This is a genomic window from Candidatus Foliamicus sp. (assembly GCF_965221325.1).
In the GTDB taxonomy this organism is placed as follows: Bacteria; Pseudomonadota; Gammaproteobacteria; order Steroidobacterales; family Foliamicaceae; genus Foliamicus.
Genome location: NZ_OZ244880.1, coordinates 1,686,362 through 1,703,668, shown reverse-complemented (window position 1 = coordinate 1,703,668; position 17,307 = coordinate 1,686,362). Strand labels below are relative to the sequence as shown.

General features: G+C 62.1%; 15 protein-coding genes. 8 read left to right on the top strand and 7 right to left on the bottom strand.

The window, feature by feature from the left end; all coding sequences use genetic code 11:
- The first annotated feature begins 9 nt into the window (after window positions 1-9).
- Genes gcvH through ACWCOO_RS07430 form a run of 4 tightly spaced genes read left to right on the top strand, consistent with a single transcriptional unit; the run spans window position 10 to window position 4,126 of the window.
- Window positions 10-396, top strand: a complete 387-nt coding sequence (gene gcvH / locus ACWCOO_RS07445) for a glycine cleavage system protein GcvH (protein ID WP_446830368.1) — start codon at window positions 10-12, stop codon at window positions 394-396.
- A 6-nt stretch (window positions 397-402) separates the two neighbouring features.
- Complete coding sequence (gcvPA, locus tag ACWCOO_RS07440) at window positions 403-1,785, top strand: aminomethyl-transferring glycine dehydrogenase subunit GcvPA (RefSeq protein ID WP_446830367.1); 1,383 nt, start codon at window positions 403-405, stop codon at window positions 1,783-1,785.
- A complete protein-coding gene (gene gcvPB / locus ACWCOO_RS07435) occupies window positions 1,775-3,265 on the top strand; it encodes an aminomethyl-transferring glycine dehydrogenase subunit GcvPB (protein ID WP_446830366.1) in 1,491 nt (496 codons plus the stop codon). Before gcvPA ends, gcvPB begins: the two co-directional genes overlap by 11 nt.
- An 18-nt stretch (window positions 3,266-3,283) precedes the next feature.
- The gene (locus ACWCOO_RS07430; RefSeq protein WP_446830365.1) at window positions 3,284-4,126 is read left to right on the top strand and encodes an alpha/beta fold hydrolase; all 843 of its coding nucleotides are present in this window, start codon (window positions 3,284-3,286) and stop codon (window positions 4,124-4,126) included.
- A 197-nt stretch (window positions 4,127-4,323) separates the two neighbouring features.
- On the opposite strand, the gene ACWCOO_RS07425 is transcribed toward ACWCOO_RS07430, so the two are convergent.
- From ACWCOO_RS07425 to ACWCOO_RS07415, 3 genes are all read right to left on the bottom strand, one after another.
- Complete coding sequence (locus ACWCOO_RS07425) at window positions 4,324-6,165, bottom strand: ABC transporter permease (protein ID WP_446832015.1); 1,842 nt, start codon at window positions 6,163-6,165, stop codon at window positions 4,324-4,326.
- 270 nt (window positions 6,166-6,435) lie between these two features.
- Window positions 6,436-6,813, bottom strand: coding sequence for a hypothetical protein (locus tag ACWCOO_RS07420; RefSeq protein WP_446830364.1), 378 nt, complete (start codon window positions 6,811-6,813; stop codon window positions 6,436-6,438).
- A gap of 420 nt (window positions 6,814-7,233) precedes the next feature.
- Window positions 7,234-7,479 (bottom strand): hypothetical protein, encoded by a 246-nt coding sequence (locus tag ACWCOO_RS07415; protein WP_446830363.1) that lies wholly within the window; start codon window positions 7,477-7,479, stop codon window positions 7,234-7,236.
- Between the two features lie 91 nt (window positions 7,480-7,570).
- Here ACWCOO_RS07415 and ACWCOO_RS07410 point away from each other — a divergent pair, with 91 nt between their 5' ends.
- The gene (locus ACWCOO_RS07410) at window positions 7,571-9,529 is read left to right on the top strand and encodes an ATP-binding cassette domain-containing protein (RefSeq protein ID WP_446830362.1); all 1,959 of its coding nucleotides are present in this window, start codon (window positions 7,571-7,573) and stop codon (window positions 9,527-9,529) included.
- 141 nt (window positions 9,530-9,670) lie between these two features.
- Here the strand turns inward: ACWCOO_RS07410 and ACWCOO_RS07405 are convergent, their stop codons facing one another.
- On the bottom strand, window positions 9,671-10,486 hold the full coding sequence (locus ACWCOO_RS07405) for a TauD/TfdA dioxygenase family protein (protein ID WP_446830361.1): 816 nt from the start codon (window positions 10,484-10,486) through the stop codon (window positions 9,671-9,673).
- A 3-nt stretch (window positions 10,487-10,489) separates the two neighbouring features.
- Window positions 10,490-11,428 carry an alpha/beta fold hydrolase gene (locus tag ACWCOO_RS07400; protein ID WP_446830360.1) on the bottom strand — a complete coding sequence of 313 codons (939 nt, stop codon included), beginning with the start codon at window positions 11,426-11,428 and terminating at the stop codon, window positions 10,490-10,492.
- 138 nt (window positions 11,429-11,566) lie between these two features.
- On the opposite strand from ACWCOO_RS07400, the gene ACWCOO_RS07395 reads away from it, so the two are divergent.
- Window positions 11,567-13,615: a TonB-dependent receptor plug domain-containing protein gene (locus tag ACWCOO_RS07395; RefSeq protein WP_446830359.1), complete on the top strand. Its 2,049-nt coding sequence runs from the start codon at window positions 11,567-11,569 to the stop codon at window positions 13,613-13,615.
- A gap of 25 nt (window positions 13,616-13,640) precedes the next feature.
- Here the strand turns inward: ACWCOO_RS07395 and ACWCOO_RS07390 are convergent, their stop codons facing one another.
- A complete protein-coding gene (locus ACWCOO_RS07390; RefSeq protein ID WP_446830358.1) occupies window positions 13,641-14,591 on the bottom strand; it encodes a VOC family protein in 951 nt (316 codons plus the stop codon).
- Window positions 14,588-15,640: a VOC family protein gene (locus ACWCOO_RS07385; protein ID WP_446830357.1), complete on the bottom strand. Its 1,053-nt coding sequence runs from the start codon at window positions 15,638-15,640 to the stop codon at window positions 14,588-14,590. Before ACWCOO_RS07385 ends, ACWCOO_RS07390 begins: the two co-directional genes overlap by 4 nt.
- 101 nt (window positions 15,641-15,741) lie before the next feature.
- Between ACWCOO_RS07385 and ACWCOO_RS07380 the strand changes: the two genes are divergently transcribed.
- A complete protein-coding gene (locus tag ACWCOO_RS07380) occupies window positions 15,742-16,947 on the top strand; it encodes a class I SAM-dependent methyltransferase (protein ID WP_446830356.1) in 1,206 nt (401 codons plus the stop codon).
- 10 nt (window positions 16,948-16,957) lie between these two features.
- Window positions 16,958-17,251, top strand: coding sequence for a hypothetical protein (locus ACWCOO_RS07375; protein ID WP_446830355.1), 294 nt, complete (start codon window positions 16,958-16,960; stop codon window positions 17,249-17,251).
- Window positions 17,252-17,307 lie beyond the last annotated feature (56 nt).

Here is a 17,307-nt window from a genome sequence, read left to right as displayed (position 1 = left end):
GGAAAAGCCGTGCCGGATATTCCGACTGATCTGAAGTACACCAGCGAACACGAGTGGGTGCGCATGGACGATGGGGGGGAGCTGGTGGTCGGCCTGACCGACTATGCGCAGGAGCAGCTTGGCGACCTGGTCTATGTGGAAACTCCCGAAATGGGCGCCCCACTGCTGGGTGGCGATGTCTGTGCGGTCGTGGAATCCGTCAAGGCCGCCAGCGATGTCTATGCACCGGTGAGCGGCGAGGTCGTTGCGGTAAACGAGGCCCTGCAGGATTCGCCGGAATTGATTTCCGAGGATCCATACGGCGCGGGTTGGCTGTTTCGGATCGCTCCGGAGGATCCCGCCGACTGTGATGAACTGCTTGATGCGGACCAGTACGAGGAACTGCTGGAATCCTGATTCACCATGCCCTTTATTCCGCACACATCCTCCCAGGTTCAAGACATGTTGCGGCGCTTGGACGCCGGCGCCATCGACGATCTGTTCGACGAGATTCCACAGACCTTGCTGCGCGCTTCGCCGCCCGGCATTTTCGCCGGGCTGGACGAAGCCGGGATAGGCCGGGTCGCGAGAACGCGGGCGGCGCGCAACCAGCCGCTGCTCTGCTTTGCCGGGGGCGGCGCCTACGAGCATCACATACCGGCGGCGATATGGGACATCGCGTCGCGTGGCGAGTTCTATAGCAACTACACACCGTACCAGGCCGAAGCCGCCCAGGGCTCCTTGCAGCTCACCTATGAGTATCAGACCATGATTGCCGGCCTGACCGGCATGGATGTGGCCAATGCCTCGCTCTACGACGGCGCAACCGCGTTTGCGGAAGCGTGCCTGATGGCGGTGCGCTGCAATCGGCGTTCGCGTTCGCGGCGCATCGCGGTAGCCCGTTCGCTGCCTCCGTCCTGGCGTGCCGTGGCCGGAACATTGCTCACGGGGCAGGGGATAGAGCTTGTCGAAATACCGCTGGATGCCCTGGGGCGGGATGATTGTGCGCTGCTTGAGGCAGACGCCGACGAAGGATTCGCAGCCATCGCGCTGGCTTCGCCCAGTTACCTGGGCGGGATTTCCGACATAGAAGTCTGGCGAGCGCTGGCCGACCGGCAGCGGGCGCTGCTGGTGGTGGGCGTAAATCCCATGGCGCTGGCCATGCTGAAGCCTCCAGGCGCTTGTGGAGCGGATATCGTTTGCGGGGAAGGACAACCGCTGGGCATTCCGTTGGCCGGGGGCGGCCCCTACCTGGGTCTGCTGGCCTGCAAGTCTGCCTATCTTCGTCAGTTGCCCGGACGGCTTGCGGGCCGCACGGTCGATGCTTCCGGCAAGCCGGCCTATGTGCTGACGCTGCAGGCCCGCGAGCAGCACATTCGCCGCAGCCGTGCTACCTCCAACATCTGTACCAACCAGGGGCTGATGGTCACTGCAGCCACGCTCTACATGGCTCTGTTGGGCGGGGCTGGGATGCGCCGAGTGGCGGAAGTCTGTCATGCCAGGACGGTGCAGTTGGTGGAGGCACTCACGGCCATCGGGGGAGTGCGGCGCGCCTGGGATGCGCCTTTCTTCCACGAGGCAGTACTGTGCCTGGACCGGTCCGTAGCGCCGGTGCTGTCCGCGCTGGCCGGCAAAGGTATTCTCGGTGGAATCGATATTTCGGCAGACTACCCGGAACTTGGTCATGCGCTGTTGGTATGCGCCACCGAGGTGCGCACTACCGAGGACATCGAGGCCTACGCAGCGGCGCTGCGCGACATCATGCAGGATGCGGCACCGAACCGCATGGTCCGCAATGCCGCCTGAATTGATATTCGAGCGGGGCCGTCCGGGCCGTCGGGCTTATGCGCAGGCGCCCAAGGCCGGGGGGCGCGCCACGCAGGACCTGCCCGCCGAACTGCTCCGGGAGCGCGACGCCCCCCTGCCGGAAGTCTCCGAATTGGACGTGGTGCGGCACTACACACGCCTTTCTCAGCTCAACTTCGCGATCGATACTCACAGCTACCCGTTGGGCTCCTGCACGATGAAATACAACCCACGGGCCTGCCATCGCGTGGCCTCGCTGCCGGGTTTCCTGGATGTGCATCCGGCCGCCCCGGCTTCCGCGATGCAGGGGCTTCTGGAGTGCCTCTACGAGCTGCAGGAAATGCTTGCCCAGGTGACCGGCATGCAGGCCATCTCGCTGGCGCCGATGGCCGGCGCTCAAGGCGAGTTTGCCGGCGTCGCGATGTTCAATGCCTATCATCGGTCTCGCGGCGACTACGAACGTGACGAGATCATAGTTCCCGACGCTGCCCACGGCACCAACCCGGCAACCGCAGCCATGTGCGGTCTGAAGGTACGCGAAATCGCTACCGGCAAGGATGGCGACATCGAACTTGAAGCGCTTGACGCGGCGCTCGGGCCACGAACTGCCGGCATCATGCTTACCAATCCTTCCACCCTGGGCGTGTTCGAGCGCCGTATTCTCGAGATTTCCAATCGCGTCCACGCCGCCGGCGGTCTGCTCTATTACGATGGCGCCAACCTCAACGCCCTCCTGGGCCGCGTGCTGCCGGGGGACATGGGATTCGATGCTGTGCATCTGAACCTGCACAAGACATTCTCCACTCCGCATGGCGGCGGTGGCCCTGGCGCCGGCGCGGTGGGCGTGTCGGCTTCTCTCGAACCTTTCCTGCCGGTTCCGGTAGTGGAAAAATCGGCAGCCGGATATCGCTGGCGCGCGGACGGGGCGCAGAGCATTGGCCGACTGGCCGCCAATGGCGGCAACATCGGCGTGCTGATGCGCGCCTGGGTGTACTTGAGGATGCTGGGGCGCGAAGGCTTGCAGCGGGTTTCCGGGCACGCGGTTCTCAATGCCAATTACCTGGCCGCGAGACTTGCGGCGGAAGGCTTCGACCTCGCGTTTCCCAAACGCCGCGCCGGCCACGAATTCGTTATCAGCCTCAAGCGGCTGCGCGACGAAACCGGCGTGAGCGCAGCCGATTTCGCCAAGGCCATGCTCGACGAGGGCTTCCATGCACCCACGGTGTACTTCCCGCTGCTGATCCCGGAGTGCCTGCTCATCGAGCCCACGGAGACCGAATCGCCGGAGGCGCTGGAGGCCTTGATCGGCGCCATGGTGCGGATTCGCGACACAGCCTTGCGCGATCCGCAGGCGGTTATGGCGGCGCCCCACCGCATGCCGATACGCCGTCCCGACGAAGTGATGGCGGCGCGCAAGCCCGATTTGGCTTACGCGCTAGCGCTGGGCCACGATCAGCGAGACGAGAACCTGCCGGGTTGATTACAGCGGGACGATTGCATGTCAGACCCTGATAGAGCCGTGGAAGCGGGCGAAACCTCCGTAATGCGGCGCAGGTACGCGGATACGCAGTTCGGCCAGATGCATCTCCGCTTGCTGGCCTGTAGCAAGGCGCGGCCCGCACCGGCGCTGGTGTGCTTGCATCCGCTGCCCTATGGCGGCAGCTATTTCGAGACCGTTGCGCCGCTTATGTCCGGCTCGCGGGCGATCTGCGCCCCGGATTGTCCCGGGTATGGCGGTTCGGACGCCCCGTCCCGGATGCTGTCGATGGAGGAAATCGCTACGGTCCTGCACGAGGCCTTGGCGGCCTGCGGCGATGCGGTTCCGCAACCGTTCGATCTTCTGGGGTTTCATAGCGGCTGCTTGCTGGCGGTGGAGATGGCGCGACTGCAGCCGGACCGGGTGCGCAGGATGGCGCTGATCGATGTCCCTTATTTCACCCGCGAGGAGCAGGCTGAGCGTTACCCGAAGTCCACCGCCGCAAGGCGCTATACCCCGGAATTGAGCAGCCTGGCTGCGGCATGGGAATTCGCGGTGGCCAAGCGCCTCGAAGGCATGCCGTTCCAGCGCGCGTTTGGCAATTTCGTGGAACTCCTTCGGGCGGGCGAACGCGCCAACTGGGGCTACCACGCCACGCTCACCTACGACTGCGAGACGCGGCTTAAGAAAGTGCGGCATCCCACGCTGGTGGTGGCCACCGATTCGATGCTCGAATCAGCCACGCGCAAAGCGGCCAGTGCAATTCCCGGCACGGTCTTTGTCGAGCGCAAGGATGTGACCCGCGCCGTCATGGAAGAGGGCGCCCACGCGATCGCCGAGGAGACGCTCGCCTTCCTGGACTGATACGGGGGATCGGCTCGCTTCGGAGGTTTTGGAACTGAAGCAACTAACGGTGCCAAATACGTTGCCGAGTCCGACGGACCGGGGTGAATGTCACTCTATTGCCGCGGATACCAGCGGAATTAGGTGGGGCTCGAGGCGATAAAGAAGTGATATGACTGCACGTCGATGCGGAGACGGGCAACGAGTTATCCCTGCTGTCAACGGGTTAACGCTGCTACGGGATCAAGTCCGGCCGCCCGGTATGCAGGCACAAGTCCGGCAACGAGGCCCGTTATGGTCGCGCAACCAAGAGCAGCGAAAACAAACCATGCTGACAGCGACACCGGTATCCCAAAGGTGGACAGTGCGGGGCCGCTCGCGAATCCCAGCAAAGTTCCTAAGGCGCCGCCGGCGACCGTAATGGCCACGGCCTCCCCAAGAAACTGGCGCAGCACATCGCGCCGGCGCGCGCCAACCGCCATTCGTATTCCTATTTCTCGGGCGCGTTCGCTCACCGACAACAGCATGATCGACATAACCCCCATGCCGCCGACAAACAACGCGATCGCGCCGACCGAGCCGACAAGCGTCGAAAATAACCGCTCCGTTTCCGAGAAGCCGACCCGCATCTCGAAATTTGTGGATAACTCGAAGCCACCCAAACGATGCCGCTTGGAGAAAAGTTCTTCGATGCCACGGACGGTTTCGTCCATGAGCCGCGGGTCTTCAACGAAAACGTCTATCGAATCGAGGGATTCGCCGCCAAACAGGAGCGCTTGGCCGGTGGACAAGGGAATAAGCGCCAGTTTGGAAGCAAAGTTGCGCTGACCTCCCTCGCGTGACAGTACGCCCTTGACCAGAAATGGCGTTTCGCCAATCAGAATATATTTCCCAACCGGATTTGCGTTCGGGAAAAGCACATCGCCGGTGTCGGCGCCGATCACTGCAGTCTGCCTCAGTTCTGCGGCGTCGGCCTGTGTCAGAAAAACCCCTTGGCTCAATGTCCATCTCCTGACTGCCAGGATTCGCGGTTCGGTTGCAAGCACAAGCGCAGATTGGTGGTGGGCGCCATGCCGCAATACGTAGCGCCGGCTTACATTCGGCAGGGCCGCGCGTACGTTCGCTGCGTTCTCCTGTATAGCCCGTACATCCTCTATGACGAGCTCGGCAGGCTGGGGGTCGCGGTTCGACATTCTTCGCTCCGGCAAGATGGTGATTGCATTGGCGCCGGCTTGCGACAGAGTTTTCATGGTCTGTTGATAACCCCCTTGTACGACGCTCAGCAACGCGACCACTGACCACACACCAACAGCGATACCAAGAGCCGTCAAAGCTGTCCGCATGCCGCCCCCGCGCAGCAAGTTCGCGCGTAGAGAAACCAGACCGGCGCGCAGCCGTTCGATACTGTCAGCCATCGCTGCTCGCGCTCTGTCCGATCTTTCAAGTTCGCCCGGGTTCTGCGCATGCCCCCTGGACTTGCCTCGCGATGCCTTGTCCGTTTTCACATCTGCGACAAGGCGCCCGTCCAGCAGATCGATACGCCGCTCGGCCCAAGCCGCCACCTCCGGGTCGTGGGTAATCAGGACGACAGTGTGGCCGTCCCTAGCCAAGTCAGTCAAAGCACGGAGAACTTGCTCGGTATTTTCGGAATCAAGCGCTCCAGTTGGCTCGTCTGCAAGGATCACACTACCGCCATTCATCAGCGCCCGGGCGATTGCCACGCGCTGCTGCTCACCCCCAGAGAGCGTCCTGGGGCGATGTCCGAGGCGTTTTCCGAGTCCGAAGCGCCTTAGCAGGTTTCGCGCCCGCTCAATGCTCTGCCCGCGATTCAAGCGGGCATAGGCGGCGGGCAATTCAACGTTTTCGCGAGCCGTTGCCGAATCGATGAGGTTGTACGACTGAAAAATGAACCCGAATGCCCGTTGGCGCACCAAGGCAAGGCCGTCAGCGTTCAGGCGACCGGTGTTGTGCCCGCGAAAGTAGTACTCGCCCTCAGTCGGCCGGTCCAGGCAACCGAGGATATTCATGAGTGTTGACTTGCCGGAGCCGGACGGCCCCATGATTGCTATGAACTCGCCAGGTTCGATCCGCAACGAGACGCCAGACAATGCGCGCACTTGAGCCGCACCCCGACCGGGTTTGACAGCGCGACTATAGACGCGACTTATGCCGCGCAGTTCAATCAGCGGCGTGGTTGTTGAACACACAAATCCCGCGCAGCTTGGGCGAGGCGGTTAACTTGAGCTATCACCGGATTCCAGGAAGTTCTAGAAAGCAACCCAGTAAAGAACATCATATCGAAGGCCGAAAGACCACCGGCTCCTTCAACTTTACTGCTCAGGGGCAGCTGACGTTATGCGGCGCCGTTCGACCTCTACGTAGCTCTTGATCGTGGCAGAGAAAAGCGTTGGATTATGAGCGCTGATTACAGCGAGATAGCCGGAGCATGTTGCATTGGGGAAGCCGTGGTACCGAAACGCTGCCTGGCCTGGCGCCTCTAGGACGGCAACCGCCCATTTCGAGTGTTGGGCAATCTTTGTATCTGCGGTCTCAATTTCTTTGGCTTCAGCCCCCTCGGCTTCAACTTCCTCGACCGCAAATTCTGTGCGGACACATTTGCCGACCTGAAAGGAATAATCCTTGTCATCCAGTTCACTTGCCTTGCCGCGCCCTTTTTCAGGTACCGAGGCGCTCAACCGCATCTCCAACGGTTCTGAGCCACGTGAAATGTCCAGAACCAAATCAGGGCCTGTGCGTCGCCCTTCGGCCCTCACGGGGACGCTGCCCTTTGCACTCAGGCACTCAACCAGTCCTGCAATTTCTTCAAGGCACTGCGCGCTACCCTCGCTGCAACGCGCAATCCGGCTGCACACAGACACACATTCGTTTGGGGCCGCATCGCAGCCGCTGTTCACTTTGGCCGAAGCTGCTGGCCCGAGACCTGCCAACACTAAAGCAATCCCAGATAGAAAACGCACCACCCCAGTGCGAATACCGGATTGCGTCACATGCCCACAACCAACATCGCGCCAACTAGCAACCTGCCTAAACTCACCGAACACAGACAATCTTGGCCCCCGCAAACGAAGCTTCACAAGGGCCGCGCTGGGCTTAAACGGAATCCGCAACTAGGGGTTCATCAATTGGCAGCCGTGTTGGGGATTATGCGAATCGATATAGGACAGAATGCTTGGACCAAAGTGCTGCAGGTCGCTGGCAGTCACTACATAAGCGCCACGGCAATTTGTGTTGGCCCAGCCGATGTATTGCAATCCGTTGTAATGAGCATTCAAACTGGGCGCAAGCGCGAAAGCAAGCAACACGAGAACACCAGCACAAACCTTATACGTACGCTTACTGGATTTTGTTTTCATGATTAGGAACCCCCAAGTTTTCAAGTGCCGAGTATTCATTATAGGCGAACGAGAGTGCTACCATTTGACGCAGTAACGCCCCGTTCTTGCGATGAGCTCCGACCAGTCTTCAATTCCGCTGATTGCGCTTCAGGGAGTAGGGCGGGTATTCGAAACGGATGCAGGCGCTTTGCCCGTCTTGGAAGGCGTTTCCATTTCCATACACGCGGGCGAGTTCGTGTGCATCACAGGCCCGTCCGGGTCAGGCAAGTCCACTTTGCTTAATATCCTGGGCTGTTTGGACCGGCCCACCGAGGGAGCTTGCCGGATCGCGGGGCGAGAAACCCGTGTGTTGGATGATGCCGCGCTTGCGTTGCTGAGACGGGAGACGTTTGGCTTCGTTTTTCAGGACTACGGTCTGCTGGACTTGATGACGGCGCAGCGGAACGTCGAGTTGCCTGCGGTCTATGCAGGCATCGGTCGGGAGGAACGATCTGCACAAGCGCAAGATTTCTTGCGCTTGTTCGGTCTGGAGAGGCGGATGACGCATTTTCCGGCCGAGCTGTCGGGTGGAGAGCGGCAAAGGGTGGCAGTCGCCCGCGCCGTGATGAACGGCCGTCAGGCGATTCTTGCGGATGAGCCGACCGGCGCGCTGGACAGCAAGCAGGGCGAGGAGATTCTGTCATTGCTGCGGCAACTGGCGTCTCACGGCTACGCGGTAGTTGTTGCTTCGCATGACAAGGCGGTTGCTGCCGCCGCTGGGCGGCAGATTGAGTTGCGTGACGGGGTCATTGAGCGCGATTCAGGGAGGGTGTCGAACGCAGCCGGACAAAGCGCGCGGTTAGCGGTCGGGCGTGCGCCTCGCGCGCGCCTCTCTTCTCTTGCTGCTGGCGCTTTGCGCGAAGGATTCGGCTCGTTGTTCGCAGCTCGCTTGCGTACTGGCTTGCTGTTGGCTGTCAGCATGTTGGGGGTCTCGTCCACAATCGCGCTACTGGGTCTCGCGGACGGGGCCCACCGCGCTAGTCTGCAGGTGATGGGCAACTTGGGGGCCGACCGGATATCCATGGGGCAAGTTCCAACGCCTGGAATGGCCCAATTTGACGAGCAGGAAGCCCAAGCAATCGAGCAGCTCCCCAACGTGCATCGTGCTGTGCTGAGTCAGTCTCTCGGCGAGAGAGTTGTTAGGCGCGGCGAGAAGATTGTCGGTAACGTGCAAGTGATGGCAATCGAGCAGCCGGAGGAGTTCATGTGGATGCAGTGGCCACTGGCAAGCGGGGGCTACATTACAAAGCTGGACTCCACGGAGCGGCGGCAAGTGGCGGTACTTGGACCGCGCTTGCGGGACTTCCTGTTTCTTCCCGGCCAGGATCCTTTGGGGGAGTGGGTTGAGGTGGCCGGGGTCCCGCTGCAGGTCAAGGGTGTGCTTGATTGGCATCCGATCATGGAGGGCGAAAACTACCGCGAGCGATCATTTCCACCGACATTGTCTGTGCCGTTCGCGACTGCCAGGGATTTTATTCCCAGCAACGAGACGAGCCCGGGCATCTCTGCCTATGTAAAAGACTTGGAGCGACTGGAGGAAACGAAAGCGAGTATTCGTGACCTGCTCATCCAGCGCCTCGGACATGAGGACTTTGTGATCGGAGCCATTCAGAATATCCTTGGTCCCTATCGCGCTGGGGTCAAGCTGCGCATTCGGGTGCTGGCCGGCATTGCTGTTGGCGCGCTGCTCGCCGGCGGGATGGTCACAACGATGTTGATGCTCGGCGCAGTACGGCAGCGGAGACGTGAGATTGCTATCCGCATGGCAGTGGGCGGGCGTAAGGCAGACATCCTATGGCAATTCATCACCGAGGCCGGGGCAATATCGTTGGCCGGCACCGCGGTCGGTGTGCCTTTGGGCTTTCTTGCGGGTTACGCGATTGAGCTTGTTGTGGGTGCGCCTACGGCCTGGCAACCATGGTTCACTTGGGCAGCGGCTAGCGCTGCTCTGGTATCGGGTCTGGCAGCAGGTGTCGTGCCGGCTTACCGTGCGTCCCGGCTTGACCCCGCTGCCGCGCTCGCAGCGTAAAACCGCATGCCGACTGCAGTGTCCCGGGAATGGTGGACACCAGCGGGACACGTCCCTTGCTGTTTGAGTCGCTCAAGCCCGTGCAAACCCTTTCACTAATGGCAAATTGACCCCGTCAACACAATCGGTGACGAATGTCGGCTAGAAAACGTCGTCGCCGGCCACCGAAGCGCGCTGCATCTTGCGGTGCTGTGGGAAGTAGTCGGCCACCGCGTAGTGCGAGGTGCAACGGTTGTCCCAGATGGCGAGCGTGCCCACCCGCCAGCGCAGCCGCACGCAGAATTCAGGCGTTTCGATGTGCTGGTAGAGGAATTCCAGCAGACTCGCGCTTTCCTTGGGGGTGAAGCCGTTGACATGATCGGTGAAGAAGCGGTTCACAAAGAGGGATTTGCGTCCGGTTTGCGGATGCGTTCTGACCAGCGGATGAGACACTGGCGGGAAGATGACCTTGAACTCTCGCAGCATTTCCTCGCTGTTCTCCCAATTTCTGACTATGGGGTCGTAGTAGCGCAATATGCTGTGCGTGCAACTGAGTTCGGAGAGTATCTTTTGCATGCTTTCCGAGAGCGTTTCGTAGGCCCTGTAGTTGCAGGCCCACATGGTGTCGCCGCCGCCGTCCGGCACCACCAGCGCGTGAAGCATGTGCAGCGCCGGCGGCTGCTTGAGGCCGGTCATATCCTGGTGAAAGGTGTTGAGCGTGGGCGGTTTCTTCTTGTCGTTTTCGAGGAACAGCAATTCCTGGTACTTGTGCGCCAACGCCGGCTGAATAAAGCTCTCGCCGAATCGGCGCGAAAACTCCACCAACTCTTCGCCGTTCAGGTCCTGGTCGCGAAAGAACAGCACCCGGTGTTCCAGCAGCCCCTGCTCGATCTCGTCGATCACGGCCTGCGGCAGCTTGGGGGAGAGTTCGACTCCCGATACCTCGGCGCCGAGCGCCGCGACTCTCTCGAATTTCATGCCTTACGAATCCAGGAATTGGCGCGACACGGCGGCCAGCTCGTTCACGCCCACATCGAAAACACCGTGCGTTAAGCTCGGCAGTTCCACCACGCGCACATCCGACATAAGTTGTGCCGCCTGCCGGGAATTTTCCTGCAGATTGCCGTGCGTGTTGGGCACCAGCACCGGTTGCCGCACCAAAGGCAGGCGCTTTTCGGCCGGATAGCTGAACACGCTGTGATACGCCCACCAGGAATAGGGCCCCGATTGCAGGTGATCGACGAAGTGCGAGGCGCCGCGCTGCAGTGAAACTTCGGGGTGCCGGTCGTTTACCCAAAAGCGCCAGATTTCCATGGCGCTCGAGCCGTCTTCAGTCAGCGCCTTGGGACGCGCGTATTCTGCGTACATTTCCTCGCGTTCCTTGCCTGCGCGGTAGGGAATGCCAGGCAACACCAGCCGGCGCACGAGGTCCGGGCGAACCACGGCCAGTTCCGCGGCGATGAAGGTGCCGGTGTGATAGCCGATCACATCCACCGGGCCTTCACCACCGGCTCCGTATCCCAGCGCATCCAGCGCATCGGCCGCGGCGCCGGCTAGTTCCCCCATGGGTTGGGGCTCGGGAGGCGGGTCCGAGCGGCCATAGCCAGGCGTGTCCATCGCCATCACCCGCCGGTCCCTGCTCATTTCCAGCATGAAGTCCTGAAAGAAGTTCCCCGACAAGGCGGTGGGGTGGAAACACATCAGCGGCGTGTTTCCGGCCGAGTCGTCAAGCGCCTTGGCAATATGCACGTGCAGTTGCCCGAACCGTCCGTCCACGTAACGCCGCCGAATCCGCCCGCGCGCCGAGGCGTGGCCTGCGGCGTCGGCCCGCGCCAAGGGCCAGGCAAGAACGGCAGGCGCGCCGAGCAGCCCCAGCAAAACTCTCCGGCGTTCCCGGCCGAAAGATTTCCAACTCAACATTTTCGCTGCACCCCCAACGCCGCGTTCACGTATGGTCGAACACGCATCTTATCAGGCTGGCGCAGCCGGATATTCTCGCCCCTGCTCCCTGTCCGACGCATTGTTTGTTACCCTGAGCCGCTACCGGTAAAACATGCGATGCGTTTCTGGGCCCCCATAGTTGCTGTACTGGCCACGCAGTTGGCTTACGCACCGGCATGTCCGGCGCAAGCCCCCGACATGCCGGCCGAAGAAGCGGGCGTGACTGTATTTCCCGCAGCTTTCTATGCGCCCGGCGAGCCTGTCAGCGCGCTGGATGTCGTCAACCGCACGCCCGGATTTGCCTTTGACCGCGGCAACCAGCGGCTGCGCGGCCTGGAAAGCGCCGCCGGCAATGTGCTGGTTGATGGGCGCTGGCCCACGATCAAGGCAAACACGCTCTCCGAGGTGCTGGAGGCAATTCCGTTTGCGGTTATCGAGCGCGTGGAGCTGATTCGCGCCGCGGCGGCCGATTTCGACACGATGGGCCGTCAGGTTGTGCTCAATGTGGTGCGCGCAAGAGGCGGCGAGGCGACGCTGGTGGGTGAGGCCGGGGTGCGGAAATACACGGACAACGACCGCGACATCGGCGCTGCCGCCCGTCTGGAGTATGCGCGGCCTGTGGGACCGGTCAACCTGGACGGCGGACTGCTCTACAAGTCGGAGCAGGTCGAGTTCGGGGTGGGCGAGGGGCCCTACACGCTCCGCACGGCGGACTCGGAAACGCTGCGCAGTGGGCGGTTCGACCGCGAGGATTGGGAAAAGACACTGCAGGCCACGGCCGGTGGTAGCTATGCCACGGAGGGCATCGACTTGGGCGTGAATCTCACTGCCAAGAGCGTAAACCTGATCCTTGATCAGTTTGGCGACTACGCTACCCCGGCGGGCGCGCCGCGTACAGAAGTCGTGGATATATTACGTCGCAGCAAGGTATTCGAGATCGGCTCCGACGTGACTTTCACGTTTGCCGCGACCAGACGGCTCAATGTCAAGCTACTCCGGCGCAGCGGGTCGCAGAGCCGCGATTCGTCGCTTGAGGTGGAGGAGCGCAAGACGCAAGCGGTTAGCGACTTCGCTGGCTCGGAGACGATCGCGCGCGCCATTTTCGGCTGGGACCCGCTGGCGCTCCTGGACCTGGAATTCGGCGCCGAAGCCGCTTTCAATGAACTGGACAGCTCTACGGAGCTTGAAGTTGGGGGCGCCAGGTTGGAGCTGCCCAACGACAATATCGCAGTGGAGGAGAACCGCTACGAGGCGTTTGCCAAGACCACGGTCCGCGTCAGCTCCAAGCTGTACTTCGAAGGCAGCCTGGCGTTCGAAAACTCCACCCTCACGCAAAGCGGCGACGCTAATCTCGTCAAGCGCTTCGACTTCGTCAAGCCGCGCATTGCCGCGGCCTGGACGCTGGACGATGCTACCGACATTCGGCTGCGCGTGGAAAAAGTGGTGGGACAACTCGATTTTTTCACGTTCGCGGCCTCGCCCTCGCTGGACTCCGGTATTTTCTCTGCCGGTAACGCCGACCTGGAACCGGAAGAGTCCACGGAATACGAGTTGCAGTTGGAACGCCGGTTTTGGGACGAAGCGTCGATGATCCTGACCTACACGCAGTACCGGCGCAAGAACTCGCTCGACTACGTTCCGGTCGGAGTGGGTTTCGATGCGCAGGGCAACGCGGGCAAGGCGATCCGCCATCGGTGGGCATTGGATGTCAATATGCCCTTGGAGTGCATCGGTTGGTCCGGGGCGAATTTCCGCATGCGAGCCGTACAGTTCGATTCCGAAATCGCGGATCCCTTCACCGGCGCCGACCGGAGCATGACGGGCCGGCACTCGCTGGTCGGCTTTTTCGGGCTGACATGGGAATTGCCGAAGTGGAATTCGGTATTGGGGATTGACGGTTTTCTCGGCTACGAAGACCGCGAATACCGGATTTCCGAAGTGCGCCGGGAATGGGAACGGCCGTTGCCGATGAGCGTCTGGTGGGATCGCAAGCTGCCCAACGAGCTTACCGTTCGCATCGCCGTAGAGAGCGCGAGAAGCCCGCGCCGAACACGGGTGAGGTACATCTACGAGCCCGACCGCGCCAGCGGTGTGCTATCCGCCGTGGAATGGCGCGAAACCCAGCAAACGCCACACCTCCTGCTGCGGGTGCGCAAGCGCTTCTGATCTTGCGCCCCGCTGGCGCGCGAACTCAGCCGGTCAGTTCGAGAAGTTCCTCGTTGGGGCCGAGCAGCAGCGCTACGCGCTTGTCGCCCACCGGAGTTGGGCCGCGGAGTAGTGTGCCGCCCGCCGCGCAGGCTTTGGCCAAGGTTGCGTCCAGGTCGCTTGCTGCATAGCTGAACAGGTTTACTCCCAGCTTGCCTGGTCTCATGCGCCCCGCAAGGCGCTTGGCCGGGACGTTCTGGAAATGCACGAACAGCAGTTTGCCGCTCGGTTCCCCCGCCGCCGCCACCAGCAGAAAGTGCATGCCTGAAGCGTCTGCCACGCCCGTTAGCCGTCGCGCCAGGTCCAGGTGTTCTTCCGGCACCCAAGCATCCGTGCCGGCCTCCATTCCCAGCGCGTCGCAATAGAGGCGCCGCGCCGCGTCCGGGTCGGCGCAGACTACTGATGTGGTGGCGATCTCGGAGAAGCGAACGCCTGCGGGCAAATCACGCATCGATTCGGGCGGATGCCGATGACCGATCATCAGCAACGCAGGCACGCCGTCCGGGCCGGAAAACAGGCATTCCTCGCTCTCGACATCGCCGACCTCGTAGCGTATCGGTTCCGAGCGGAAGGCATAGCCGGCGCCCGTGATGGCTGCAACGGCTTCGCTCATGGGCGCAGGCACGTAAAAATCGATGGCTTTGGGACCGATGTCGGTGGACGAATCGCTTGCCCCCGGGCCGTGGTCCAGCCGAACTGCTTCCGCTGGAAGGGGGGAGTATTGCGCCAGACGCAAGTGTCCGGCAGGGTAGCCTTCGCAGGACAGTTCGACCAGCCGGGCCTCGGTACCTGTCGGCAGCCCCCACGCATCGAGCAGCGCGCGTGGCGCCTGTGTGTCGCTCTCGACCTGCAGTCCCATCACCTCCCGAAACAGGCGCAGCGATTCGCTCATGCTGCTGACGCCAACGGTCACCGAAGTCATGCCGTAAACGCTCATGGGCGTTCCTCCAACAGTAGTTGCAAGGCGCCGCTGCCGGGAGTTCGCGCCAGCATGGCGGGCACTTGTCCGGCGCCAGGCCAGTCAATCTCCCGGGGAGGGCTTACCACCTCCACGCGCATTGCCTTGCAGCGCCGCGCGGCTTCATCCAGATCCGCCACCGAGAAGGCTTGGGCGAGGTAGCCGATATTGGGTGGCTTGGCCCTCTTGATCAGCGACTCGCATTCGTAGTTGAGCGGCTGCGCAAGCACGATCTTGCCGAACATGTGGGCGCCCTGCATGAATACGACCCGAGTCTTGGCGTCCTCGGGCAGGTTGAGCAGACGGTTCGATTCGGGCGTGCCCAGCTCTTCGTCGATGAGCGGGCCCATGCCCAGCACTTCGCCATACCAGGCCATGGCACGTTCGCTGGAATCCACGCCGTGCGAACTGGTGACGATGGGCGTGAAGCCCGCCGAGGTGTAGCCGCGCTGCTCGACATAGGCCCGCATCTGACCGACCCGGGTGGCAGTGTCTTCGGTGGCCAGTTCCACGAGGTTGATCGGCACCCTGTCGGGCCCCTCGAAGATGCCCTCGATCGGGTCTCCCACCTCGGGGCCGAAGTGATGCTGCACTGGCGCCGACCAGGCCACGAAACCGTCTCTCTTGAGCCCCTCGAAGACCGCGTGAATGTCGGCTGTGTAGAAGTTGAGGTTGAAGGCCCCGTAGGCGCGAACCACGCTGCGGTCGCGCACTTCCACCGGGTCTGGGCTGCCCTCGGGCATCTGAAATTTCAGCAGCAGAACCTGGCCGACGGTTTCATCGCCCTGGCCGAGCAGCACGGCGCGCGCCGTCGCGCCGGTGCTCAAGTTCCAGAAGCGGCACATATCCGGGCCGCTCCACATTTCGTCGGCCAGCACCGAAAGTCCGATTCGATCCCGGTAGAACGCTCTGGAGCGGTCCAGATCGCGGCATCCGATCACGGCTGCGCGCAACGGTGAACCATGCGGTGCAACGATTTCTTCGCCCACGCGGTTGATTCCTCCTCGCAACTGGCTTGCCTTACCCATTCTATGCTCCTTTGCAGCAGGCGCGGCGCGGGTGAGGATCGCAGGCTGCGCCGCCGCGCCCGGCCCGTAGTATGATTTTTCACCATGGAGGTAGCTGCCTTATGACCGACTATGTGCGCCACGGCCTGCGTATCGAACCAACCCGCGACGAGCTGTCGCGTCAGCGCTTCGTTTGCGAGATGCGCCGCCACATCCTGGGCGACCTGGCCCAGGAAATGCGCTCGGCTTACGACCGCAAGGTGGAGCCGGCTATTGCCCGCGAGACGGGCGCTCCTCCGCAGGACGGCGTACAGGTCCACAAGGCCATGCGCGCCGAACCGACCTACCGTTTCTATTCATCCATGCGCGTGAATTGCCAGAAGCTGGTGTGGCGTTCGGTCATACCCACCATTGAACGCAACTTGGGCGAAGTGAACCGGCGCGTGGGCGCGGCGCCCGCCGGCGGCAATCAGAGCGGCGGTACGCTGGAGCTCAGGCCGCAACTGCAAACGCCGCCTTATGTGGCCGATCACGATGTACACCTGATGCCCGGCTGTTATCACACCGAGTACGGCGCCGATGATGCGGCTGCGGGCGCGCTCTACGACAACGGCACGGCGGTGCATAGCATGGGCTTGTTCGGCAACGGGCGCGACGACATCGGCACCACCATAGCGAAGTTCATTTCCGTCAAATTTCCTGACTTTCGCCCGCGCCGCATCCTGGACATGGGCTGCTCCATCGGCTCCAACACGGTGCCTTGGGCGAGAACGTATCCCGAGGCGGAGACCTACGCCGTGGATGTGGCGGCGCCGCTGCTGCGCTATGCGCATGCGCGGGCGGAGACGCTGGGCGTGAAGGTCCACTTCAAGCAGATGGACGCTACGGACTGCGATTTCGATTTCGGCGGCGAGGAGAGCTTCGACGTGGTCTGGTCTTCCATGTTTCTGCACGAGCTCCCGCCCAAGACGGTGCGCGCCGTGTTCCGCGAAGCGCACCGCTTGCTGCGCCCCGGCGGATTGATGGTGCATATGGAACTGCCGCCCAATTGCCATACCGAGCCGTACGACAGCTTTTTCCTGGACTGGGACAGCTATTACAACCAGGAGCCCTATTACAAGGCGTTTCGCGACATGCGCCCCAAGGAGCTCTGCGTGGATGCGGGATTCGACCCCGCGGCATGCGTGGAATTCACCATTCCGAGTCTGGTGCGCAACGGCGAGAGCGATTTTCAGGACTATGTGGCCGGCAAGGGCTTCACGGTGGACGAGAACACCGGGCGGCTGGCGCCGTCGATAAGCTGGTACTGTTTCGGCGCCTGGAAATAGGGCTGCGGGTTTGTCCAGGGATCCTTCCAAGCCCAAGCTGCGCGACCTAACGCGCGGCAAGACGCATCGATTCTTCGACATCCAGGGCGTGGACGAGCTGGTGTCCATCACCATGGGACTGGCGCAGGAGTTGTGGGCGGTTAAGGAACGGCTGGCCGCGGTTGAAGCGCTCGGCGGTGATGACATCAGTGCTGCGGCTGTGGAGGCCTACGAGTTCAGTGAGGCCGAAAGAGCTGCCCTCGATCAGGAGCGGCGCGAGTTCATAGAACGTATCTACTTCGTGCTGCGAGAGGGCGACGGATAGAAACCTGCTCGGCGGCTCGCTCTCGCTTGCAAAGGCGGACTTGGGGTATATTTTGC

Bases quoted from the DNA above. Each gene is read 5' to 3' on its own strand.
- gcvPA (WP_446830367.1), top strand. From the start codon at position 403: ATGCCCTTTATTCCGCACACATCCTCCCAGGTTCAAGACATGTTGCGG.
- gcvPB (WP_446830366.1), top strand. From the start codon at position 1,775: ATGCCGCCTGAATTGATATTCGAGCGGGGCCGTCCGGGCCGTCGGGCT.
- ACWCOO_RS07430 (WP_446830365.1), top strand. From the start codon at position 3,284: ATGTCAGACCCTGATAGAGCCGTGGAAGCGGGCGAAACCTCCGTAATG.
- ACWCOO_RS07425 (WP_446832015.1), bottom strand. From the start codon at position 6,165: ATGGGGCCGTCCGGCTCCGGCAAGTCAACACTCATGAATATCCTCGGT.
- ACWCOO_RS07415 (WP_446830363.1), bottom strand. From the start codon at position 7,479: ATGAAAACAAAATCCAGTAAGCGTACGTATAAGGTTTGTGCTGGTGTT.
- ACWCOO_RS07410 (WP_446830362.1), top strand. From the start codon at position 7,571: ATGAGCTCCGACCAGTCTTCAATTCCGCTGATTGCGCTTCAGGGAGTA.
- ACWCOO_RS07405 (WP_446830361.1), bottom strand. From the start codon at position 10,486: ATGAAATTCGAGAGAGTCGCGGCGCTCGGCGCCGAGGTATCGGGAGTC.
- ACWCOO_RS07400 (WP_446830360.1), bottom strand. From the start codon at position 11,428: ATGTTGAGTTGGAAATCTTTCGGCCGGGAACGCCGGAGAGTTTTGCTG.
- ACWCOO_RS07395 (WP_446830359.1), top strand. From the start codon at position 11,567: ATGCGTTTCTGGGCCCCCATAGTTGCTGTACTGGCCACGCAGTTGGCT.
- ACWCOO_RS07390 (WP_446830358.1), bottom strand. From the start codon at position 14,591: ATGAGCGTTTACGGCATGACTTCGGTGACCGTTGGCGTCAGCAGCATG.
- ACWCOO_RS07385 (WP_446830357.1), bottom strand. From the start codon at position 15,640: ATGGGTAAGGCAAGCCAGTTGCGAGGAGGAATCAACCGCGTGGGCGAA.
- ACWCOO_RS07380 (WP_446830356.1), top strand. From the start codon at position 15,742: ATGACCGACTATGTGCGCCACGGCCTGCGTATCGAACCAACCCGCGAC.